Source organism: Streptomyces sp. NPDC017936 (genome assembly GCF_044328485.1).
Lineage (GTDB): Bacteria > Actinomycetota > Actinomycetes > Streptomycetales > Streptomycetaceae > Streptomyces.
This window is the reverse complement of the sequence record NZ_JBIRHK010000007.1, coordinates 47,840-70,764: the sequence shown is the minus strand read 5'-3', so window position 1 is coordinate 70,764 and position 22,925 is coordinate 47,840. Positions and strand designations below refer to the sequence as shown.

At 73.6% G+C, this 22,925-nt stretch carries 18 protein-coding genes; 5 read left to right on the top strand and 13 right to left on the bottom strand.

Features of this window, described 5'->3' with window-relative positions:
* Positions 1-138: 138 nt before the first annotated feature.
* The 5 genes from ACH4F6_RS16200 to ACH4F6_RS16180 all read right to left on the bottom strand — a co-directional run bounded on the left by ACH4F6_RS16200 (position 139) and on the right by ACH4F6_RS16180 (position 7,200).
* Positions 139-945: a GNAT family N-acetyltransferase gene (locus ACH4F6_RS16200; RefSeq protein WP_397961127.1), complete on the bottom strand. Its 807-nt coding sequence runs from the start codon at positions 943-945 to the stop codon at positions 139-141.
* Positions 840-2,831 carry an IucA/IucC family protein gene (locus ACH4F6_RS16195; RefSeq protein ID WP_397960791.1) on the bottom strand — a complete coding sequence of 664 codons (1,992 nt, stop codon included), beginning with the start codon at positions 2,829-2,831 and terminating at the stop codon, positions 840-842. Before ACH4F6_RS16195 ends, ACH4F6_RS16200 begins: the two co-directional genes overlap by 106 nt.
* 263 nt (positions 2,832-3,094) lie before the next feature.
* Positions 3,095-4,564, bottom strand: a complete 1,470-nt coding sequence (locus ACH4F6_RS16190; protein WP_397961126.1) for a diaminobutyrate--2-oxoglutarate transaminase family protein — start codon at positions 4,562-4,564, stop codon at positions 3,095-3,097.
* Between the two features lie 696 nt (positions 4,565-5,260).
* Complete coding sequence (locus tag ACH4F6_RS16185; RefSeq protein WP_397960790.1) at positions 5,261-5,881, bottom strand: LysE family translocator; 621 nt, start codon at positions 5,879-5,881, stop codon at positions 5,261-5,263.
* Between the two features lie 71 nt (positions 5,882-5,952).
* The gene (locus ACH4F6_RS16180) at positions 5,953-7,200 is read right to left on the bottom strand and encodes a diaminopropionate ammonia-lyase (RefSeq protein ID WP_397960789.1); all 1,248 of its coding nucleotides are present in this window, start codon (positions 7,198-7,200) and stop codon (positions 5,953-5,955) included.
* A gap of 144 nt (positions 7,201-7,344) precedes the next feature.
* Here ACH4F6_RS16180 and ACH4F6_RS16175 point away from each other — a divergent pair, with 144 nt between their 5' ends.
* From ACH4F6_RS16175 to ACH4F6_RS16165, 3 genes are all read left to right on the top strand, one after another.
* Entirely contained in the window at positions 7,345-8,268 is a 924-nt protein-coding gene (locus ACH4F6_RS16175; RefSeq protein WP_397960788.1) for a LysR substrate-binding domain-containing protein, read from the top strand.
* A 204-nt stretch (positions 8,269-8,472) separates the two neighbouring features.
* Positions 8,473-9,696: a trypsin-like serine peptidase gene (locus ACH4F6_RS16170; RefSeq protein ID WP_397960787.1), complete on the top strand. Its 1,224-nt coding sequence runs from the start codon at positions 8,473-8,475 to the stop codon at positions 9,694-9,696.
* Positions 9,697-9,867: 171 nt separating this feature from the next.
* Positions 9,868-11,070, top strand: a complete 1,203-nt coding sequence (locus ACH4F6_RS16165) for a trypsin-like serine peptidase (RefSeq protein ID WP_397960786.1) — start codon at positions 9,868-9,870, stop codon at positions 11,068-11,070.
* Positions 11,071-11,168: 98 nt separating this feature from the next.
* Here the strand turns inward: ACH4F6_RS16165 and hflX are convergent, their stop codons facing one another.
* The 6 genes from hflX to miaA all read right to left on the bottom strand — a co-directional run bounded on the left by hflX (position 11,169) and on the right by miaA (position 19,605).
* Entirely contained in the window at positions 11,169-12,662 is a 1,494-nt protein-coding gene (gene hflX / locus ACH4F6_RS16160; RefSeq protein ID WP_397960785.1) for a GTPase HflX, read from the bottom strand.
* A 148-nt stretch (positions 12,663-12,810) separates the two neighbouring features.
* Positions 12,811-14,307 (bottom strand): M1 family metallopeptidase, encoded by a 1,497-nt coding sequence (locus tag ACH4F6_RS16155; RefSeq protein ID WP_397960784.1) that lies wholly within the window; start codon positions 14,305-14,307, stop codon positions 12,811-12,813.
* Positions 14,308-14,469: 162 nt separating this feature from the next.
* Entirely contained in the window at positions 14,470-16,743 is a 2,274-nt protein-coding gene (locus tag ACH4F6_RS16150) for a RelA/SpoT family protein (protein WP_397960783.1), read from the bottom strand.
* A gap of 291 nt (positions 16,744-17,034) precedes the next feature.
* The gene (dapF, locus tag ACH4F6_RS16145) at positions 17,035-17,913 is read right to left on the bottom strand and encodes a diaminopimelate epimerase (protein WP_397960782.1); all 879 of its coding nucleotides are present in this window, start codon (positions 17,911-17,913) and stop codon (positions 17,035-17,037) included.
* Positions 17,914-18,045: 132 nt separating this feature from the next.
* Positions 18,046-18,558 (bottom strand): hypothetical protein, encoded by a 513-nt coding sequence (locus ACH4F6_RS16140; protein ID WP_397961125.1) that lies wholly within the window; start codon positions 18,556-18,558, stop codon positions 18,046-18,048.
* A gap of 108 nt (positions 18,559-18,666) precedes the next feature.
* Positions 18,667-19,605, bottom strand: a complete 939-nt coding sequence (gene miaA, locus ACH4F6_RS16135; protein ID WP_397960781.1) for a tRNA (adenosine(37)-N6)-dimethylallyltransferase MiaA — start codon at positions 19,603-19,605, stop codon at positions 18,667-18,669.
* 181 nt (positions 19,606-19,786) lie between these two features.
* On the opposite strand from miaA, the gene ACH4F6_RS16130 reads away from it, so the two are divergent.
* Together ACH4F6_RS16130 and ACH4F6_RS16125 are read left to right on the top strand one after the other, a co-directional pair.
* Complete coding sequence (locus tag ACH4F6_RS16130) at positions 19,787-20,083, top strand: hypothetical protein (protein WP_397960780.1); 297 nt, start codon at positions 19,787-19,789, stop codon at positions 20,081-20,083.
* 24 nt (positions 20,084-20,107) lie between these two features.
* Positions 20,108-20,380 (top strand): antitoxin, encoded by a 273-nt coding sequence (locus ACH4F6_RS16125; RefSeq protein WP_397960779.1) that lies wholly within the window; start codon positions 20,108-20,110, stop codon positions 20,378-20,380.
* Between the two features lie 130 nt (positions 20,381-20,510).
* On the opposite strand, the gene ACH4F6_RS16120 is transcribed toward ACH4F6_RS16125, so the two are convergent.
* Positions 20,511-21,227 carry a class III extradiol dioxygenase subunit B-like domain-containing protein gene (locus tag ACH4F6_RS16120; protein ID WP_397960778.1) on the bottom strand — a complete coding sequence of 239 codons (717 nt, stop codon included), beginning with the start codon at positions 21,225-21,227 and terminating at the stop codon, positions 20,511-20,513.
* A gap of 160 nt (positions 21,228-21,387) precedes the next feature.
* The gene (miaB, locus tag ACH4F6_RS16115; protein ID WP_397960777.1) at positions 21,388-22,917 is read right to left on the bottom strand and encodes a tRNA (N6-isopentenyl adenosine(37)-C2)-methylthiotransferase MiaB; all 1,530 of its coding nucleotides are present in this window, start codon (positions 22,915-22,917) and stop codon (positions 21,388-21,390) included.
* Between the last annotated feature and the right edge of the window lie 8 nt (positions 22,918-22,925).

Here is a 22,925-nt window from a genome sequence, read left to right as displayed (position 1 = left end):
GGGTGGAGGGGGCGAGCGGAGGGAGGGGCCCGGCTCGAGAGAGGAACCGACCCGAGAAAGAAATCCGTAACCGTCGGACGATCGGGAACCACCTCGCACCCCGGCACGTTCGAAGTGTGACGGCATGAACACAGAGCGTCACACCGCGGGAGACGGATGCCGGTCCCGCACCATGAGGGCCGCTCGCTTTGCGGGCAGGTCGATCTCGGCGGAGAACCGGAAGCCGGCACGGAGGAAGGCGGCCACGGAGGGGGTGTTGCGAAGGTCGGGTTCAGCGATGACACGCGTGCAGGCGGGTCGCCTGTCGAGCACGAGCCCGGCGACGGTTTCGAGCAGGACGCCACCGAGTCCTCTTCCCCGCCCGGCCTCACCGCCGATGAGGAGGTGGACGCCGGTGTCGTGGGCGCGGGCAGGGTAGTGGCGGGCCAGTGGATCGAGGTCTGCCCGGTAGACCTCCCAGTAGCTCATCGGAGTGCCCTCCAGCACGCCGAGACAGGGAACGCTGCGCCCGTCGCCGTCGAGTTGGCGCCGCAGGTGTTCCTCGGTGACGGACGCGCGTCCCGCCAGACCCCAGAAGGCGGCGACCGCGGGGTCGTTCATCCACCTGTCGATGAGCGTGAGGTCCCGCTCGACCCGCACGGGCACGAGACGGAACACACCGGCGGATGTGGCGACCGGTCCCCAGCTTCCGACGTGGTCCAGCAGGTCGTCGGCGGGAAGGCACAGGACCGGTGTGTGCTCGGCGTTCGTGGGGGGCACGGTGGGCTCCTCTCCGGGGGCGGAAGGGGGCGGACGCTCACGGCGACGCGCGTGGGTGGGCGGGCAGGACGGCGAACGGATCAGGAGTGCAGGGGGTTGGCGATGGTGACGTACACGGACTGGGTGTCGACGGGACCGACGAGTTCGTCGAGACCGTGCAGCCGGGTCAGCAGATTGGCCTTGCAGCGCAGGACGGGTGAGTCGAGCAGACGGGCGGGCAGCGAACTGCGCAGCCGGGCGGGGCCGTGGGCCGCTTCGGTGAGGAACCACCGGAAGGCGGCCAGCAGCACCTGCTCGTCGGCCAGCCGCTGCGAGCCCAACGCGCCGACCAGACCCAGGACGTTGTTGATCCCGAGGTAATAGGCGAAACGCTCGTCGGTGACCTCGTCGGAGACGAAGGTGTCGCTGCGTTCACCGATTCCCGGCAGTCGGGCGTCGAGTTCCGTGCGGCGGGAAGCGCGGAAGTAGTAGCCCTGGTTGTCACGGTAGCGGCCGCCGGTGGGCCAGCCGTCGTGGTCCAGCACGAGGAGCGTGTTCTGCTGGTGCGCCTCGAGGGCGACACCCGCCTCGCCGTCGAGCCACAGCACGGGCCGGACGACCTGCTCCAGGTAGCGCAGGAACCACTCGGTGGCCACGGCCTGGCGCGGGTGGCCCGTCTTCCGGGCGAGGCGCGTGACGAGCACGCCGAGACGCGACGGCGGGGCGGACGTCCGTCCTTCGGGCGGCAGGTGTGCCTCGGCCGTGCGGTCGCCCGGGTCGGTGTCGCGGCCGGCGTACGAGTGGGGCGCGACGAGGCCGGCGATGCACGACACGTCGTGGGACGGGGTGAACGGGTTGTGCCGGATCACCACGTCGAGCCCCGGCACCGGCCGGCCGTCCGGCCCGTCGACGGCGAGCCAGGCGGGGTCGCGGACGATGTCGAAGCCCGGATGGGCCGCGTGCCACTGCCGGCCCAGGCCGGTGCGCAGCAGGCGGTGCACCTCGACGCCGCGGTGCAGTTCCTTGCGCAGGTTCTCACGACGGGAGTTGGTGATGCGCAGCCCCAACGAGAGTTTGAGCATCGCCGGGGCGCCGGAGCGGTAGACGGTGCGGACGGAGGAGGTGGGGTGCCACGGGTGGCCGTGAGCACCGAGGTCCCGGAGCAGTCCTGCGTCGAGCAGGGCCGCGACCTCGGGACGGTGGCGGGCCTCACGCGACTGCCAGGGGTGCAGCGGCAGGACGGCGTGCCCGTCGGGCAGCGGCAGTCCGCTCCCGGCGAGCCGGGCCGTCAGCCGGTCCGCCGGGACGGGACGTCCGCGCTCCGTCCAGGCGGAGTCGGTGGCGAGCACGGAAGGGGCGACGGCCAGCCAGTGCAAGGGAAAGGAACCGTGCAGCTCAGGTGAGTACGACGCCGCTTCGGCGTCGGAGAGTCCCTCGCGGCTCTTGGGGGTCGGGTGGAGCGGATGTCCGAGCACCAGGGCCTGTTCGGCGGAGAGGAACAGGTCGGGTGCGCCGGCGGGACGTTCCCGGCGGGCACCGATGAAGACCGCGGTACGGCGGACGGAGTCGGCGACGCGGGCGACGAGGTCACCGCCGGCGCCGGAGACGGCGGCCGAGCGGGGTGCCGCGGCCGTGCCGGGCGAGGTGAGTGTCTCGCGGGCCAGCAGGGCCGCGACCGTGACCGGGTCCGCGGGCGGGGCGTGCTCGGGAGCGTCGGCCAGGTGAGGGAGACCGAAGCGGTGCCAGCCGGTCGGAGACCAGTAGTGGACGGGGGTGAGCAGAGCGGTGCCGGTGGCGGGCAGCGGAATGCGCAGCACGCCGTCGCCGGGGGCGGACAGGCCGGTCTCACGCACCCAGCAGCGCAGCAGGTTCTCCACGGCCGCCGCCTGGGCCGCCGTGAGGGGGTCGGAGTGCTCCAGGAGATCGGTGCAGGAGGGGTGGGACCAGCGGTGGGGCGGGGTGTCTCCCCGTCGGTGGGGGACCGGGACAGCCGGAGGGACGAGCGGTGAGGGGACGGAGGAGGTCGACGCCTGTGCGGGAGAAGCGGCGGGTGCCGGGGTGGCGGAACCGGCGGGTCGGTGAGACGTGTTCACGGTCGTTCCTCGTCGGGTGGGATCGGCTCTGGCAGCGACGGTTCAGGGGGCGGGGGCGGTGTGTTCGCCTGCCGTCGGGCGTCGGCGTGGACGCCGGGGCGGGGGCTCGGGGTGGGAGCGGCCCGGGGCGGGCCGCTCCGCGCGGCGGGGTCGGCGCCGAGTGGTCCGTGCGGTTCTTCGCTCGCGGAGCACGGGAGCCGGCTCGCACACGGGCGGACGACGACGGCGGGGTGCGCGCGAGGCGTGCCGCGGTGCCGTCCGGGTCACCCCGGGTCCGTGGTTCCGGCGCCGTGCGGCGGAGGTGGACCGGCCGGCTGCCGCGGTGGGCCGGGGCTGCGGTGACCTGCGTGACCCGTGCGGCCGGCATGGGCGCGGGCCACCGACTCCACCGCGTCCGCGAACCGGTCGAGCACGGCGGCCGCCTGCTCGTCGGTGATCGTCAGGGGTGGCAGCAGGCGTACGACGCTCGCGTGGCGTCCGCCGAGTTCGACGATCAGGCCGCGTCGCAGGCACTCCCGCTGGACGGCGAGGGCCAGTCCGGGGGCGGCGGGGCGGGACTGGGGAGCGGTCTCCGCCGGGATGCTCATCCGCCGAGCCGGGGAACCGGGTCCCGGCGGGGCGCTCTCGGCCGGACCGCCCGCCCGGCCCGGTTCCTCGGGGTCAGCCATCTCGATGCCGATCATCAGACCCCGGCCCCGCACGTCGCCCATGTACGGGACGTCCCGGGCCAGTTGCCGGAGTCGGCCGAGCAGTTCGGCGCCCAGGGTGCACGCGCGGTCGGCGAGACCGTTGGCGCGGACGTAGGCGAGGGTCGCCGTGCCGGCGGCCATGGCGAGTTGGTTGCCGCGGAACGTGCCCGCGTGGGCGCCGGGTTCCCACACGTCGAGGTCGTCGCGGTAGACGATGACGGCCAGGGGCAGGCTGCCGCCGATGGCCTTGGAGAGGACCATGACGTCGGGGGTCACCCCGCTGTGCTCCACCGCCCAGAAGGCACCGGTCCGGCCCACGCCCGTCTGGATCTCGTCGACGATCAGGGGGATGGAGCGGTCGGCCGTGATCTGCCGCATGCGTCGCATCCAGGCGTCCGGCGCGGGAATCACCCCGCCTTCCCCCTGGACGGGTTCGAGGATCATCCCGGCGGGCGGCCGCACGCCGGACTTGGGGTCGTCGAGGAGGGACTCGGTCCAGCGGGCGGCGAGTTCGGCGCCCCGCCGGCCACCGACGCCGAACGGACACCGGTAGTCCTGCGGATAGGGCAGGCGCGTCACCCGGACCTCGCCGGCGCCGCCGGAGACTTCCAGGGACCCGGCGGTCATGCCGTGGTAGGCGCCGGTGAACGCCAGGACTCCCGTGCGGCCGGTGGCGGCCCGCACCAGTGTGAGGGCGGCCTCCACCGCGTCCGTGCCGGCCGGTCCGCAGAACTGGACGCGTGCGTGGTCGGCGAGTCCGGGCGGCAGGGTGGCGAACAGCTCGGTGATGAAGGCGTCCTTGACGGGAGTGGCCAGGTCGAGGACGTTCAGGGGTGCGCCGGAGTCGATGACCTTGCGGATGGCCTCCAGCACGACGGGGTGGTTGTGGCCCAGCGCCAGGGTGCCCGCGCCGGAGAGGCAGTCGAGGTAGCGGCGGCCGTCGGCGCCCTCGATGGTCAGCCCGCGCGCCCGCACGGGCACGATGGGAAGGGCGCGGGCGTAGGTGCGCGCTGCCGACTCGCGCGCCGACTGACGCCGCAGGATCGCCTCATGCGCCGGCCGTTCCCCCGTCGGCGTTCCGGCGGAGGGAGCGCCCGCGTGCGCGGGTGCGTCGACGGAGCCGCCGCCGGCAGGCGCACTCGCAAGGGAACCACCACCGGCGGGCTCCCCCACCGAGGAACTGTCACCGGCGGGCTCCCCCACCGAGGAACCGCCACCGGCGGGCTCCCCCACCGAGGAACCGCCACCGGCGGGATTCCCCGCGGAGGAACCGCCACCTGCGGGTGTCCCCGGGGAGGCTCCGCCCGTGCCAGGAGCCCCACCGTCGGCGACGGTCTCCGCCTGGGTCTCCCCCACGGCAGCGCCCCCGGCCTCGGAGCACCTCGAAGGAGCCTCCCCGGGCTCCGGCTCGGTCACGGCCACGGCTCCCTGTCCTCCCGCTGTCCAGCAACGAGGCGGTGCGCCGCGGAAGCCACAGGCCGACGTCGTTCGCGTCGGCCCGGGCGTACCGCCGTCACCCGCACCTTCGGTGAAATCCCGAACCGAGGTACGCACGCGGAGCGGCGGACCTCATGGCTACCAACCCCCGACGGCCCGGCGGGTTACGGGGCGCCTCGAGCGGATGTCGGCCGTGCGGTCGACGCGGAGGCCGGGGCCGGCCCGCTTCCTCCACGGGGCGAACGGGGTGGTCCGACGGCGGCGGCCCGCCGTGAGCGGACCGGTGCGGATGGCGCGGACGGATCAGCCGGAGGCGGTCGCGACCGCGAGACCGAGGCCGATCAGCACGACGCCCGTGGTCCGGCCGAGCGCACGGCGGGTCCTCGGCCCTTCGAGGACGCGCCCGGCTCGGGACAGCAGGAGCACGCAGCCGCCCAGCCAGCCGAGGGTGAGGACGGTGTGCAGGAGGACCAGGAGCGTCATGGCCCAGGCGGCGGGCAGTCCGGGCGGGGCCGGCGTCGGGAGCAGCCCGGTGTAGAAGACGGCGATCTTCGGGTTGAGGACGTTGCTGACCAGACCGGTCCGCCAGGGGCTGCCGGCAGGAGCGCGGGTCCCGGTCGTGGCCGGTGCGGGGGCGGCCCGGCGGTTCTGCCACAGCGCCTGCGCGCCCAGGAGCACCAGGTAGCCGGCGCCCAGGAGCTTGACGGTCAGGTAGGCCGCGGGCGAGGTGGCCAGCACGGCCGCGAGACCGGCCGCGGTCAGCGCGCCCCAGAGCAGCAGCCCGGTCGCGATCCCGCCCACGGCGCGCAACGCGTCCGCGGGACCGAACGCGATGGCGCGACGGGTCACCACCGCCATGTCCGGGCCGGGCATGACGGTCAGCAGCGCCAGGACACCGAGCGCGGTCACGGCATGGGTCAGCACGTCGCCGCCCCCCTCGTGGCCGAGGCAGTCGGGAGCGGAGCGGTGAGGCAGTCGTTCAACGCGGATGTCCTTCAGGAATCGCGGGGGGTGCGCGGGAGCGGAGCGGAAGTGCGCAGTCCCTTCTCAGGGATGCGCGGGCGCGTCTCAGCGCCGCGCACGGTGTCCCGTCGACGCACGGCCTTCAGGCGATCAGGGCTCGAGCGGCCGAGGGTGCCGTGCGGGTTGGCCGCCGGACCCTCGGTGCTCAGCAGCACGACGACCGAGGACGGACCGAGCCCCAGAGCCGTGCGGCGTTCGTCGGCGCCCGCGCCGGTGAGCGCCGCACGCAGACCGGCGAGGGCCGCGGCGCCGCAGGGTCCCGACGAGACCCCGAGAGCGGCGAGGCGGGCGGCCGCCCGCGCGCTGTCGGCGTCGGGGACCGCGACGGCGGCATCCAGCCCGCGGTGCAGGTAGGGCCAGGCGATGCTGGAGGGGGTGCCGCAGTTCAGCCCGGCCATGGTGGTGTCGCCGGTGGGGACGCTGACGGGTTCGCCGCGGACGACGCTTTCGAGGACGCAGGCGGCCGCCTGCGGTTCCACCGACATCAGCACCGGCGCCCGGCCGGACGGGCGGCTGCGGTAGTGGGTGACCACGGCCTGGGCCAGTGAGCCCACGCCCACCGGGACGCAGACCAGGTCGGGCCCCTCGGCGATCCCTTCGTCCGCCAGTTGTTCGTCGATCTCGGCGCAGAGGGTGGAGTAGCCCTCGACGATCCACCCCGGGATCCGCTCGTAGCCGGGCCAGGCCGTGTCCTGGACCAGGACCGCGTCCGGCCCGGTCGCCGCCTCGGCCGCCAGGCGCACGGCCTCGTCGTACGGTCCCGGGACCTCGGTGACCCGCGCCTGCTCGGCGACGATGGCCGCCACGGCCCGCGGATGGACGCCCTGCGGGACGAGGACGTGGGCGCGCTGCCCGAGCAGGCGTGCCGTGCGCGCGACGGCGCGGCCGTGGTTCCCGTCGGTCGCGGTGACCAGGGTGACCGGACCCGGTTCCGCGCCGCCCGCCGCGCGTTCGGTGAGGACGCGGTGGACCGCCCAGGACGCGCCCAGTGCCTTGAACGCGGGCAGTCCGAGGCGGCGCGACTCGTCCTTGACGAAGAGCCGGCCGGCTCCCAGCTCGGCTGCGAGCGGGGGGAGTTCGGTCAGCGGAGTGGGCGAGTAACCGGGCAGGGCGGCGTGGAAGTCCCGGACCGCGGCGGGCGCCGGTCCACACCGCCAGGTCCGGGCGGCGGGCCGCGCGACCCACGGCAGCGTACGGGGGGAGGAGGAGTTCTCGGGCACGCGACCAGGGTCCGACGCACTCCTACCATCGGTCCAGCGGATGTTTCCGACTTATACTCATCAGGGAAACCGACCGATGCCGCGGTGACGACGAGGAGAGCCTCCCCGGGCTCCGCGACGGCAAGGAGAGCGAGCGGTCCGGCGATGTTCGACCTGCACCGGCTGCGTCTGCTGCGCGAGCTCAAGCACCGCGGCACGCTGGCGGCCGTCGCCGCCGCCCTGTCCTACGCCCCGTCCTCCGTCTCCCAGCAGTTGTCCCAGCTCGAGGCCGACGTCGGCGTCCCGCTGCTGGAACCGGTCGGGCGGCGCGTGCGGCTGACCGAGCAGGCCGAGATCCTCGTCGCCCACACCGAGGCGGTTCTCGAACGCCTGGAGCGCGCGGAGGCGGACATCGCGGCCTCCCTGACCGATCTGACCGGCACGCTGCGCATCGCCTCGTTCCAGACGGCCGCTCTGGCCCTGGTCCCGACGGCGCTCGGCCTGCTGCGTGACGCGCACCCGCATCTGCGCGTCCACGTCACGCACATGGAGCCGGAGAAGGCCCTTCCCGCCCTCCAGGCCCGCGACTTCGACCTGGTCCTCGCCGAGGAGTACCCCGGCAACCCCAATCCGCGCCCCTCCGGACTCGAACAGGAGGACCTGCTCGACGATCCCCTGCGCCTCGCCCTGCCCGGGCCGCCCCTCCCCGCGGACACCGACGACCCGGTGGCGGCGCTGCGCTCACTGGCCGGCCACCCCTGGGTCATGGAACCGGAAGGCACCACCGCACGGCACTGGGCCACGACCCTGTGCCGTGACGCGGGCTTCGAACCGGACGTGCGGTTCGAGACCACCGATCTCCTGCTCCACCTCCGTCTCGTCGAGCAGCACCACGCCGCGGCCTTCCTGCCCGACCTCGTGTGGAGCGGACGGCCCCGGACGGTGGCGCTGCGGCAGCTCCCCGGCGGCCGGCAGGCGCGCCGTGTCTTCACGGTCGTGCGCCGTGGCCGCAGCCGGCACCCGGCCGTCCTGGCCTGCCGGGACGCCCTCCGTCGCGCGGTCGCCCGGCGATCCCCCGGAGACGGGTGAAATCGTGCGAAGGGCCGCCCGGTCCGGCAAGCCCGTAGCGAAACCGTTGCCGTTCCGTCAGGAGTCCCCCGCGGCGACCACATATCGTGTGATGCCGTTCCACAAGGCCGTGACACCCGCGTGAACCAGGCATGAGAACAGCATGAGTTCGACCGCGGGGACGGCTGCCGCTCCACGTACGTTCACAGCAGGGGGAGTCACACCATGCGATCCATACGGCCGCCGTTCGCCACTCGCCGGGAGAGGCACGCCCGCCGCAGAACCTCCCCCGTGCTGGGCGCCATAGCCCTCGCCTCGGCGCTCGCGCTCACCGCGACCGCCTGCGATTCGGGCGACGCCGACGCGAACGGCCAGGCCACCGCGTCCGCCTCGGCGGGCGACGACGGGAAGATCAAGATCCCGGACGACATCAAGGACCGGCTCAAGGAGCACGGGATCGACCTCGACAAGTGGAAGAACGGCGCCTGGAAGAACTGGGACAAGGACGACTGGCTGCGTGAGGCGCAGGACTACATCAACCCGATCATCCACGGGCTGTGGGACCCGGACCGGATGCGCGAGGCCGAGGACCCCGACCGGGGCGTCGACGACAGCGACCTCTCCGACGACCAGGGCGTGACCGACCCGACGCCGGCGGCGGTGGACGCGGCGGCCGTGCCGCCCGAGTACCACGCCCACGCGGCCGAAGCGGGCAAGGTGTTCTTCGACTCCCCCGAGGGCACGATGGTCTGCTCGGCGACGGTCGTGCAGGACCCGGCCCACCCGGGCAAGTCCAACCTGGTGTGGACGGCCGGCCACTGCGTGCACGCCGGCAAGAAGGGCGGCTGGTACCGCAACATCGCGTTCGTGCCGTCGTACAACGACGCCGGCATGTCGGCCGAGGAGCTGCGGACGGCCACCAAGGAGGAAGCGGCGCCGTACGGCGTCTGGTGGGGTGACTGGGCGCAGACCTCGGACCAGTGGATCGAGCAGGGCGGGCAGACCGGCGGTGACGGCGCACCGTACGACTTCGCCGTCATCCACGTGACGCCCGAGGACGGCGGCTCCGGCAAGTCGCTGGAGGAGACGGTGGGTTCGGCGCTGCCGGTGGACTTCGCGGCGCCGGCCGTGACGAAGCTGAAGAGCATGACCGCCACGGGCTATCCGGCGGCGGCGCCCTACGACGGGCAGAAGCTGTACCAGTGCCAGGACCAGCCGGGCCGGCTGTCGCTCAACGCCACGGACCCGACCATGTACCGGATCGGGTGCACGATGACCGGCGGTTCGTCCGGCGGCGGCTGGGTGGCGACGGGCTCGGACGGCAAGCCGGCGCTGGTGTCCAACACCTCGATCGGCCCGGTGGACGCGGGCTGGCTCGCGGGGCCGCGGCTGGGTGAGGTCGCCAAGGGCGTGTTCGACTCGGTGAGCGAGAAGTTCGCCGGGCAGTGATCCACGGCGGGGGGCGGTGCCTCACGGGAACCTTCACCGTCCCCCCGCTGTTCGTCCGTGACTCGACGGGCATAGTGGGGTGTCGCCTCCGGTGATCATCGCCGGGGCGCCCCTTCCTTTCCATCTGACAAGCACATGACATTCACGCGTTTCGACGGGGGACTTCGAACCATGCGTTCCATACGCGCGCCCTTCGCGCACCGGCGTGGTCGGCAGCGCTCGCTGCTGGCCACCGGCCTGGTCGCGGCACTCGCCCTGACCGCGACCGCCTGCAACGGCTCGGACGACACCGGGACCGACGCCTCGGCGCACGCCTCCGGCTCCGCCGGCACCGGCGACGGCAAGGTCCGTGTTCCGTCCGGCATCGCCGACAAGCTCGAGGAGCACGGCATCGACGTCGACGACTGGGCGAACGGCGGCTGGCGGGACTGGGACAAGGACAAGTGGCTCAGTGAGGCCAAGGACTTCGTCAACCCGGTGATCGAGGGCCTGTGGAAGCCGGAGCGGATGCGGTCCGCGAAGGAGGCCGACAAGACGGTGACGACGAAGGACACCGCCGCCGACCAGGGCGTCAGCGACCCGGAGCCGGCGCCGGTCCGGGCGGAGGCCGAGAAGACGCCGTACCACGAGAACGCCGCCCCGGTGGGCAAGGTCTTCTTCGACTCGCCCGAGGGCACGATGGTCTGCTCGGGCACGGTCGTCACGGACGTGAACCACCCGGGCAAGTCGAACCTCGTCTGGACGGCCGGCCACTGTGTGCACGCCGGCGGCGCGGGCGGCTGGTACCGCAACATCGCCTTCGTCCCCGCCTACAACGACCTGGGCAAGACGGAGGCACAGCTCGGCAAGGCCACGGCCTCGGAGATCGCCCCGTACGGCAACTGGTGGGCCGACTGGGCCTCCACGCCGAACGGGTGGATCCAGGGCGGCTCGGACACGGGCGGCGCGGGCGCCGCCTACGACTACGCCGTCCTGCACGTGACGCCCGAGGCCGGCTCCAAGTCGCTGGAGGAGACCGTCGGCGGCGCGCTGGACGTCGACTTCTCCGCGCCCTCGGCGACCGGGGTCGACGCCATGGGCGCGTGGGGCTACCCGGCGGCGGCTCCGTACAACGGGCTGAAGATGTTCAAGTGCGTCGACAGGCCCGGACGGCTGTCGCTGAGCCCGTCGCTGCCGACGATGTACCGCATCGGCTGCACCATGACCGGCGGCTCGTCGGGCGGCGGCTGGTTCCGGATGGTGGACGGCGAGACCAGGCTGGTCTCCAACACCTCGATCGGCCCCGCCGACAACACCTGGCTGGCCGGCCCGCAGCTCGGCCAGGAGGCCAAGGCGCTCTACCAGAACATGAGCAAGAAGTACGGCGGTCAGTGACCCGGCGGTGATCCGGTCGCCGGCCCGGTCAGCGACCGGACACGCCGAGGGCCCGCCCCCTGCGCCGAGCAGGGGGCGGGCCCTCGACCGTGGAGAGGTCAGGCGAGCGACGCCGGCACGTACGGTGCGAGGTCCGCCGCCAGTTCCTCGTGCACCCGCGCCTTCAGCAGCGTGCCCTCCGCCGTGTGCTCCGCGGAGATCACCTCGCCCTCGGTGTGGGCACGGGCGACCAGCTTGCCGTGGGTGTACGGCACGAGCGCCTCGATCTCGACCGAGGGGCGGGGCAGCTCGTCGTCGATGAGCGCGAGCAGTTCCTCGATGCCCTGGCCGCTGCGGGCCGAGACGGCGATGGAGCGCTTCTCGATCCGCATCAGCCGCTGCAGCGTCAGCGGGTCGGCCGCGTCCGCCTTGTTGATCACGACGATCTCGGGCACGTCGGTGGCGCCGACGTCCCGGACCACCTCGCGCACGGCGGCCAGCTGCTCCTCCGGGTTCGGGTGCGAGCCGTCCACCACGTGCAGGATCAGGTCGGACTCGCCGACCTCCTCCATGGTGGAGCGGAACGCCTCGACCAGGTGGTGCGGCAGGTGGCGGACGAACCCGACGGTGTCCGCCAGCGTGTACAGCCGCCCGCTCGGGGTCTCGGCCCGGCGCACGGTCGGGTCGAGGGTGGCGAACAGGGCGTTCTCGACGAGCACGCCCGCGCCGGTGAGGCGGTTGAGCAGGGACGACTTGCCCGCGTTGGTGTAGCCCGCGATGGCCACGGACGGCACCTTGTGGCGCTTGCGCTCCTGCCGCTTGATCTCGCGCCCGGTCTTCATCTCCGCGATCTCCCGGCGCATCTTCGCCATCTTCTCGCGGATCCGGCGCCGGTCCGTCTCGATCTTGGTCTCACCGGGACCACGGGTGGCGAGGCCGCCGCCCTTGCCGCCGCCCATCTGCCGGGACAGCGACTGACCCCAGCCTCGCAGCCTCGGCAGCATGTACTGCATCTGCGCGAGCGCGACCTGCGCCTTGCCCTCCCGGGACTTGGCGTGCTGGGCGAAGATGTCGAGGATCAGGGCCGTGCGGTCGATGACCTTGACCTTGACGACGTCTTCCAGGTGGATCAGCTGGCCCGGGCTGAGCTCACCGTCGCAGATGACGGTGTCCGCGCCGGTCTCGAGCACGATGTCGCGCAGCTCGCCGGCCTTGCCGGAGCCGATGTAGGTGGCCGCGTCGGGCTTGTCACGGCGCTGGATCACGCCGTCGAGCACGAGCGCGCCCGCGGTCTCCGCGAGGGCGGCCAGCTCCGCGAGGGAGTTCTCCGCGTCCTGCACGGTCCCCGAGGTCCAGACGCCGACGAGCACGACCCGCTCCAGGCGGAGCTGACGGTACTCGACCTCGGTGACGTCCTCGAGCTCGGTGGAGAGGCCCACGACGCGGCGCAGGGCCGCGCGCTCGGAACGGTCGAACTGGTCGCCGTCCCGCTCTCCGTCGAACTCGTGGCTCCAGGCGACGTCCTCTTCCATCAGGGCATCGGCCCGAAGACCTTCGGGGTAGGCGTGCGCGAAGCGCTTGGTGTCCTGGGAAGGGGAAGAAGAGGAGGTCATTGGGTCCTTACGTCGTTGGGGATGCCGATTCGGCGGTCTTCATGAGCGTTCATCATGGACAACGCACGAGTACCCCGGGAGATTCCCGTCGTCCCGTGCCGCGCCGACCTCACGATGGTCGCACGGGACGGCCCGTCTCGTCACGGCCTTATTGCGGGGCCCCGTCGGAGGAGGGCGCGGCCGGCTTCCACTCCGGGTGGCCGGGCATCGGCGGGGTTTTCTCGCCGTACAGCCAGTCCGTGAAGAAGTCCGTGAGGTCCCGCCCGGAGATCTGCGCGGCGAGGCGCCGGAAGTCTGCGGTGGAGGCCGTGGAGTCCCGGTGGTCGCGCACCCAGGCACGCTCCAGCCGCTCGAACGCGCGCGTGCCGATCTCCTGGCGCAGGGCGTACAGCACGAGGGCCGCGCCGTCGTAGACGTTCGGACGGAAGATGCCGATCTTCTGGCCGGGCGCCGGCGGCTCGGGGGCGCCGGGCGGACCGCCGTCCGCCCGCCAGCCGTCGGAGGCCGCGTACGCCGCCTTCATCCGCGCCTGGAGGGTGCGGCCCTCCTTCTCCTCGGCATAGAGGGCCTCGTACCAGGTGGCGTGTCCTTCGTTGAGCCACAGGTCGGACCAGGTGCGCGGGCTGACGCTGTCGCCGAACCACTGGTGGGCCAGCTCGTGCACCATGATCGACTCGACGTACCACGCGGGGTACGCGGGCTCGGTGAACAGGTGCCGCTCGAAGAGGGACAGGGTCTGCGTCTCCAGCTCGAAGCCGGTGGTCGCGTCGGCCATGAGCAGGCCGTACGTCTCGAAGGGATAGGGGCCGACCTTGTCCTCCATCCAGGTGATCTGGGCGGGGGTCTTCTTCAGCCACGGTTCGAGGAGCGCGCGGTCCCTGGTCGGGACGACGTCCCGCACGGGCAGTCCGCGCGGTCCCTCGCGGTGCAGGACGGTGGAGCGGCCGATGGACACCTGGGCGAGCTCGGTGGCCATGGGGTGCCGGGTGCGGTACGTCCAGGTGGTGGTGGCGCCCGCCCTGGCGACACCGGCCGGCAGTCCGTTGGCGACGGCCGTGTAGGCGTCGGGCGCGGTGACCCGGATGGTGAACATCGCCTTGTCGGAGGGGTGGTCGTTGCACGGGAACACCAGGTGGGCGGCGTCGGCCTGGTTGGCCATCGCCAGGCCGTCCGAGGTCCGCACCCAGCCGCCGTCCCGGTCCGCGCTGCTCACCGGGTCGCTGGTGTGGCGCACGGTGACGCGCATCCAGTCGCCCCGGGGCAGCGGGTCCGCCGGCGTGATCACCAGGTCCTCCCCGGCGGTGGTGAAGGCGGCGGGCTCGCCGTCGACCTCCACCGACTCGACCTCGCCGTGGGCGAAGTCGAGGTTGATCCGGTCCAGGGCGGCGGTGGTCCAGCCGTCGATGGTGGTGACCGCCTTCAGCGGCTTGCTGTTGCTGCCGGAGTACGTGAAGGCCAGGTCGTAGGAGGCCACGTCGTAGCCCGGGTTGCCCAGGTGCGGGAAGAGGCGGTCGCCGACGCCGAGCGGGGCCGGCGGAGCGCTCGCGGCGACCAGGCAGACGGAGACGGCCGAGGCCAGGAGGACCGACTTCAGGCGGCGGGAGGAGGCGGCGCGGACGCGGGGGGTGAGGGCGGTGAGGGGCATGCACCACCGCTACCAGCGCCCGCCCGTCCCCCGGCGACGACGCGCGACCGGCCCACTCGAACGGATGGCCCACGCGCGTGTGCCTGGTGGCGGCGGGACGCACGCCGGCCGGCCCACCGCCCCGGCCGGGCCGCGTCGACGCACGTCCCGCCGAGCGCGCGCTCAGGGCGCGTGGTGCTGCGCCCGGCTCACGTCGTACACGCCGGGCACGTTCCGCATGGCGCGCATCAGGGTGGGCAGGTGGGCCGCGTCGGGGAGCTGGAGGGTGTACGTGTGCCGTACGCGTTGCTGGCTCGGGGGCTCGACGGTCGCGGAGACGATCTCGGCGCCCTCCAGGGCGATGGCCTCGGTGAGGTCGGCGAGCAGATGGGGGCGGCCGAACGATTCGGCGACCAGGGTGACCCGGCACTCGGTGCCGTCCCCCCAGCTCACGACGACCGGCGCGCGCCCCGCGTCCGTCATGCGCGCCACCGCGGCGCACTCCACGCGGTGGACGGTCACCACTCCCCCGCGCACGGCGAAGCCGGTCACCTCGTCGGAGGGCACGGGGGTGCAGCACCCGGCGAGCCGGGCGTTCGCCCCGGGCCGGTCCACGACGGTGATCGCGGCTCCGGGCCGGGACACCGGCGTCTCGGCGGCGGGCCGGGGGAAGACGTCCCCGGCGGCGCTCCCGGTCCCGGCCCCGCCCGCGGCCGTGCTCGCTCCGGCGCCCTGGAAGACGCCCGGGCCACCGGGGTGTCCGGCGCCGGCGTGGTCACCGGCGTCACCGTTCTGCGCCGGGTCCCCGGTGCCGTGCGCGGCCCTGGCGACCGGCTCCGCGGCCGGGCCGTCCGCTCCCGTGTGCGTCGCCATCCACCGCTGGATGGCGATGCGGGCGGTCGGCGTGTGGGCGTGCTTCAGCCACTCCGTGGAGGGCTCCGAGGCCGGGTCCTGCCCCATGAGGAGCTGAACGGTGTCCCCGTCCCGCAGCACGGTGCTCAGGGTGGCCAGACGGCCGTTCACGCGGGCGCCGATGCACGCGTGGGCGTCCTCGCCGTACTGGGCGTAGGCGGCGTCCACGCAGGTGGCGCCCTCGGGCAGGCCGAGGGTGCCGCCGTCGGGGCGGAAGACGGTGATCTCGCGGTCCTGGGCGAGGTCCTCGCGCAGGGTGGACCAGAAGGTGTCGGGGTCGGGAGCGGCCTCCTGCCAGTCGAGGAGGCGGGAGAGCCAGCCGGGCCGGGTGGGGTCGACGCGCTCCCCGTCGGCCGGTCCGCCCTCGCCGCCCTGCTCGTCCGGGGGCGAGGCGTAGGGATTGCCGAGCGCGACGACGCCGGCCTCGGCGACCTTGTGCATCTGGTGGGTGCGGATGAGGACCTCGGCGACCTGGCCGTCCTCGCGGGCCACGGCGGTGTGCAGCGACTGGTACAGGTTGAACTTGGGGACGGCGATGAAGTCCTTGAACTCGGAGACGACCGGCGTCATGCAGGTGTGCAGTTCGCCGAGGACGGCGTAACAGTCCGCGTCCTCGTTGACGAGCACGAGCAGACGGCCGAAGTCGCAGCCGCGCAGCCGGCCGCGCTTGCGGGCGACGCGGTGGACGGACACGAAGTGCCGTGGGCGGATGAGGACTTCGGCGGGGATGCCGGCGTCACGCAGGACCGCGCGCAGGGCGTCGGCGAACTCGGCGAGCGGGTCGTCCTCGCGGGCGGCGTTGCCGGCGATGAGCTCGCGCGTGTGCGCGTACTCCTCGGGGTGCAGGATCGCGAAGACCAGGTCCTCGAGCTCGGTCTTCAGGGCCTGGACGCCGAGGCGTTCGGCGAGCGGGATGAGCACGTCGCGGGTCACCTTGGCGATGCGCGCCTGTTTCTCGGGGCGCATCACGCCGAGGGTGCGCATGTTGTGCAGCCGGTCGGCGAGCTTGATCGACATCACGCGGACGTCGTTGCCGGTGGCGACGAGCATCTTGCGGAACGTCTCGGGCTCGGCGGCCGCGCCGTAGTCGACCTTCTCGAGTTTCGTGACGCCGTCGACGAGGTAGCGCACCTCCTCGCCGAACTGCTCGCCCACCTGGTCGAGCGTCACCTCGGTGTCCTCCACGGTGTCGTGGAGCAGGGAGGCCGTCAGCGTCGTGGTCTCCGCGCCGAGTTCGGCGAGGATGAGGGTCACGGCGAGCGGGTGCGTGATGTACGGCTCGCCGCTCTTGCGCATCTGGCCGCGGTGCGAGGACTCGGCGAGCACGTAGGCGCGGCGCAGCGGTTCCAGGTCGGCGTCGGGGTGGTGGGCGCGGTGCGCCTCGACCACGTGGCCGATCGCGTCGGGCAGCCGGCCGCGGGAGGCGGAGCCGAGCAACGCGGCCCGGCCCAGGCGACGCAGGTCGATCCGGGAGCGGCTGCGCCTGCGGGGCGCGGCAGGCGCCACCGGGCCTGGGGTCGCGGGATTCGTGGCCTCCGCACTCATGGGCACCTCCGGCTGCGTGGACCGGCGGACGGAGTGCCCCAGGGCGGACACGGCTCAGGGGGCTGGCGTCGGTCCCCCGTCCGGGCCGGTGCTTGATGCTACCGAGCCCATCACGCCCGGCCGACCGCCTCTCCCCGAGCGTGAAACGGATCACCCATTCGAGCGATGGCCGGGAGGTTTACGATTTTGCGCCGTCTGACCTGCGGCGGGTCGCGATGTCGAACGCGCCGGCCCGGCTCCGGCAGCACTCCGCCGCCTCACCGGGCCGTCTCCGCCTCCGATACCAAGCCGCTACGCGCGCCCCCGGACGGCGGTTTCCAGCCACTCCGGATCGATCGTGCCCTCGGCGACGATCACGGCGGGGCCGGTCATCTCGATCTCGCCGTCGGGCCGCTCGGTGATCACGAGGCGGCCGCCGGGGACGTCCACGGTGTACGTGACCGGCGTCCCGGTGACGGCCGGGTCGGCGCCGTCGCGGCGTGCGGTCGCCACGGCCACGGCGCACGCGCCCGTGCCGCACGAGCGGGTCTCGCCGGAACCGCGCTCGTGCACGCGCAGCGCGACGTGCCGCGGGCCGCGGTCGACGACGAACTCGACGTTCACCCCGTCCGGGTAGGCGGAGCCGGGGCTGAAGGGCGGCGGGGAGTTCAGGTCGCCCGCGTGCGCCAGGTCGTCGACGAAGGCGACGGCGTGCGGGTTGCCCATGTTCACGTTCCGGGCGGGCCAGCTGCGCTCGCCGACGCTCACGGTGACGTCCCCCTCGGGGAGGCGGGCCCGGCCCATGCCGACGGTGACGTCACCGTCCTTGGCGATGTGCACCGTCTTCACGCCTCCGCGGGTGGCGACCGCCAGGTCGCCCTCGGTGACGAGTCCGGCGTGCTGGAGGTAGCGCGCGAAGACGCGGACGCCGTTGCCGCACATCTCCGCGAGGGAGCCGTCGCCGTTGCGGTAGTCCATGAACCACTCCGCCTCGGCCGCCATCTCCCGCGCCTCGGGGTGCGCGGCGGACCGCACCACGTGCAGCAGCCCGTCGCCGCCGATGCCCGCGCGGCGGTCGCACAGGGCGGCGACGGCGGCCTGCGGCAGGTCGAGGGCGTTCTCCGGGTCGGGGACGATCACGAAGTCGTTCTCCGTGCCGTGACCCTTGAGGAAGGCGATCCGCGTGCTCATTCCTCGATCGTACGGGGTCGCCGCGACACTCCCCGCGCGCGTGGGGACCGGCGGCGGCCCCGGGGCCCGCCCGGCCGGCGAAGACACGGGAGGGCGGCGGCGGGCCGGCCCGCACCGGTGGGCGCGGTGACCCTAGCGGAGCCGGGCGACCCGCCACACGGCCAGGGCCACCACCGCGGCGACCAGCACGACGTAGCCGAGGACGACCCGCCAGTCGGGGCGGCGGCCGGAGCCGCGCGGGGGCAGGCCGGGCCAGGTGTGACCGACGCGGCGGGCGGCCATCATGCCCCAGCCGGCGGCGCAGGAGCAGATCAGCAGCCCCAGCATGGCGATCACGGCCCCGCTGTCGCCGAAGTCGAACGCGAGGGGGAAGGCGAACATCAGGGAGCCGGTCGCCGCCAGGCCCACGATCGGGGCGAGCTGCCAGATGCGCAGCCGGCGCTGGGGACGCAGCTCGACCTCGACCTCGGGGCCGCCGGCGAACATCTCCTCGGCCTCGGGCCCGTCGGCGGTCACGCCGTCCTGCGTGTCGTCGGCGTCCGGCCCGTCGGGGCTCAGACGGGCAGCATCCTGCGGCTCCGGTTCACCCCGCTCGGGGGTGAGGTGCTCGGTGCCTTGTGCGGTGTCGCGAGGGCCGGCCTCCATCGCCACGCGCCCTCCCAACTCGGACTCCACTTGGTCGATCGAAGCTCGATGATGGCACGGTGCCGAAGGCCCGGATGACGGCCTGAGCGTCCCGATGCCATGACGTGATCAGGCTGTAACCGGTCGTTCGACCAACGCCAGCGCGAGCCGTGGGAGATCCGCGAGATCCGCCGCGGCCCCACTCAACCAGTGCACCCGGGGGTCGCGCCTGAACCACGAATCCTGACGGCGTGCGAAGCGCTTGGTGGCACGGACGGTCTCCGCGCGCGCGTCGTCCTCGGTGCACTCCCCCACCAGGGCGGCGAGGACCTGCTGGTAGCCGAGCGCGCGCGAGGCCGTACGCCCCTCGCGCAGGCCCTGCGCCTCCAGCGCGCGGACCTCGTCGACGAGGCCCTCGTCCCACATCCGGTCGACGCGGCGGGCGATGCGTTCGTCGAGTTCGGGGCGCGCCACGTCGACGCCGATCTGGAGGGTGTCGTACACCGAGTCGTGCCCCGGCAGGTTGGCGGTGAAGGGCTTGCCGGTGATCTCGATCACTTCGAGGGCGCGGACGATGCGGCGGCCGTTGCTGGGCAGGATCGCGTGCGCCGCCTCCGGGTCGGCGGCGGCCAGCCGGGCGTGCAGCGCGCCCGAGCCGCGCAGCGTGAGCTCCTCCTCCAGGCGGGCCCGGACCTCGGGGTCGGTGCCCGGGAACTCCAGGTTGTCGACCGCGCCGCGGACGTACAGTCCGGAGCCGCCGACCAGGATCGGCCAGCGGCCCTCGGCGAGCAGCGCGTCGATCCGCGCGCGGGCGAGTCTCTGGTACTCGGCGACGGAGGCGGTGACCGTGACGTCCCAGATGTCCAGCAGGTGGTGCGGGACGCCGTCGCGCTCCTCGGGCGTCAGCTTGGCGGTGCCGATGTCCATCCCTCGGTAGAGCTGCATGGAGTCGGCGTTGACGACCTCGCCGCCGAGCTGCCGGGCCAGGAAGACGCCCAGATCGGACTTTCCGGCCGCGGTCGGTCCGACGACGGCGATGACGCGGGGGGCGGGGGGTGCGCTGCTCACGGCACCAGTCTCGCAAACCCCGCACCCCACGCTCGAACGAGTTACGTGACGGGGCCGGTCCGGCGTCGTTGCCCGTTGCGAGATTCCCGTCGCCCGTTCGGGGGCGGCGCATCCCGGTGGCGCAAACGGACGCACCGGGCAACGCGGGATTTCGCCCGCACGAGTACCGTATGGAGTGGATATGGGCGTTTTGGCGCGGCTTTTCCGGAGGTCCCAGGCCACGGAGGAGACGACCACGGAGGAGACCACCGCGCGCGAGGCGGAGACCACCGCCGGGGCGCCGTCCGCCGCGACGGTGGACGGCGCCCCGGCGGAGCAGGCCGCCGAGGGCACACCGGAGGGGAAGCCGGCCGAGGCCGGTGACGCCACGGGGACGGCGACGGAGGACGACGCCGCCCCCGACGGCGTCGGGATCCCCCGGCAGCAGTCCGCCGAGGAGGCCGTCGACAGCGAGGCCGGCGAGGACGCCCGCACGTGACGGCCCCGTCAGGGAAGGTGACCCATGGGTCTTCTGAACCATCTGAAGTCCAAGCTCGGCCCGGCCAAGGGCAAGGTGTCGGACCTCGCGCACCAGCACGGGGGCAAGATCCATCACGGGATCGACAAGGCCGCCAAGGTCGTCGACGAGAGGACCAAGGGCAAGTACAGCGACAAGATCCACACGGGCACCGACAAGGCCAAGGGCGCCATGGACCGGCTCACGCACCACAAGGAGGAGCCGGGAGCGGGCGGTGACACGTTCACGCCCCCCACCACGCCCCCACCGAGTTCCTGACGGCAGCCCGCAGCGGGACGGCGATCGGCGGACGGCCGCGCAGCGGGAACGCGCGCGGCCGTCCGCCGTCCGCCCTTCCCCCTCGCGTCTTCCGCCTCCCGCCCGCCGTCGTCGGGCACCGAGCCGCCGCCTACGACCAGGCCGCGACCACGTACCCGACGCCGTACGGCGCGTCCTCGTACAGCAGGGCGCCCGACAGGCCGGCGCCCCCGGCCGCACCCGCGAGCACCTGCCAGGGCGCCCGGCCGGCGGCCTTCAGCTCGCGGGCGAGTCCGGCGTCGAGCGCCTCGAGGGCCGCGGTGTCCGCGCCGCCCAGCGCCCGCGCGACCGCCGCGTCGAAGGGCGCCGCGCGCTCGTCGAGATAGCCCGGCGCCTTCAGCGTGCGGCACGCGCTCGCGTCGCCCATCACCAGCAGCGCGACCCGCCCGGCCCGTGCGCCGAGGTCCCTCCCGAGGGCGATGCACCGTTCGGCCGTGAGCGTCTCGTCCACGCCGAGCGCCTCGACCGGGCTCGACGACCATCCGGCCCGCTCCAGCAGCCAGGCGCCGACGGCGAGCGAGGGCGGCAGATCCCGTTCCGGCGGCACGGTGCCGCCGCCCCGGCCGAGCCGGACGGCGACGTCCGTGCCGAAGCCGCGGAAGGACCCCCGCGCGCCCTCCGGGTACGGACCGTGCCCGGACCCGTCGGTGGGCCCGACGACCAGGAGCCGGTCCGGGCGGGCCGCGGCGAGCACGGCCAGCGCCTGCGAGCAGGCGGCACGCGCGGTGTCCAGCTCGGGTGCGGCGCCCGCGGCGACCTCGGGCACGAGCAGGGGCGGACAGGGGCAGACTGCGGCGGCGACAAGCATGATCGGCAGCGTAGCCGCCGCCCGGCGCCGGGCGGCGGTCAGCACGTCCGCCGGGCCTGATCAGCAGGTCCGGCGGACCCGGTCGGCCCCCGTTCCCGAAGCCGGGGCGGCAGGTCCGCCGGACCGGCGGGACCGTGGTCCGTCCCCGGCGCCCACCCGGTCAGTCGCAGCCGCAGCCGCTGCCCGTGGCGACCGGGAGCGGCGCCGGCGCGCCGATCTTCGGCAGGCCGAGCATCACGCCGGCCGGCTTGGCCGCCTTCTCGGCGTTGCGCTTGTCCCAGGCGTCGCCCGCGCGCGTGCGGCGCACGTCGAGCACGGGGCCTTCGGCGAGGAGGTGGTGCGGGGCGGCGTACGTGACCTCGACGGTGACCACGTCGCCGGGGCGGACCTCCTGCTCCGGCTTGGTGAAGTGGACCAGGCGGTTGTCGGGGGCGCGGCCGGAGAGGCGGTGGGTGGCGCCGTCCTTGCGGCCCTCGCCCTCGGCGACCATCAGCTCGAGCGTGCGGCCGACCTGCTTCTTGTTCTCCTCCCAGGAGATCTCCTCCTGGAGGGCGACGAGACGCTCGTAGCGCGCCTGGACGACCTCCTTGGGGATCTGGTTCTCCATGGTCGCGGCCGGGGTGCCGGGGCGCTTGGAGTACTGGAAGGTGAACGCCTGGGAGAAACGGGCCTCGCGCACGACGTGCAGCGTCTGCTCGAAGTCCTCCTCGGTCTCGCCGGGGAAGCCCACGATGATGTCGGTGGTGATCGCGGCGTGCGGGATGGCGGCGCGGACCTTCTCGATGATCCCCAGGTAGCGCTCCTGGCGGTAGGAGCGGCGCATGGCCTTCAGGACCGTGTCCGAGCCGGACTGGAGCGGCATGTGCAGCTGCGGCATCACGTTCGGCGTCTCGGCCATGGCCGCGATCACGTCGTCGGTGAAGTCGCGCGGGTGCGGGGAGGTGAAGCGGACGCGCTCCAGGCCCTCGATCGTCCCGCAGGCGCGCAGCAGCTTGCTGAAGGCCTCGCGGTCGCCGATGTCGGAGCCGTACGCGTTGACGTTCTGGCCGAGCAGGGTGATCTCGGAGACGCCCTCGCCGACCAGGGCCTCGATCTCGGCGAGGATGTCGCCGGTGCGGCGGTCCTTCTCCTTGCCGCGCAGGGCCGGGACGATGCAGAAGGTGCAGGTGTTGTTGCAGCCGACGGAGATCGACACCCAGGCGGCGTACGCGCTCTCGCGGCGGGTCGGCAGCGTGGACGGGAACGCCTCCAGGGACTCGGCGATCTCGACCTGCGCCTCTTCCTGCACGCGCGCGCGTTCCAGCAGGACGGGCAGCTTGCCGATGTTGTGCGTGCCGAAGACGACGTCCACCCAGGGCGCCTTCTTCACGATGGTGTCGCGGTCCTTCTGCGCGAGGCAGCCGCCGACCGCGATCTGCATGCCCGGCCGGCTCGCCTTCCTCGGCGCCAGGCGGCCGAGGTTGCCGTACAGTCGGTTGTCGGCGTTCTCACGGACCGCGCAGGTGTTGAAGACGACGACGTCCGCGTCGCCGTCCGACCCCTCCGGGGCGCGCACGTAACCGGCCTCCTCGAGCAGCCCGGACAGGCGCTCCGAGTCGTGGACGTTCATCTGGCACCCGTAGGTGCGGATCTCGTAGCTCTTGGGTGCTTGAACGTCCACTGCGGGGCTCCGGTCGCTGCTGCTGGTCATGGCTCAAG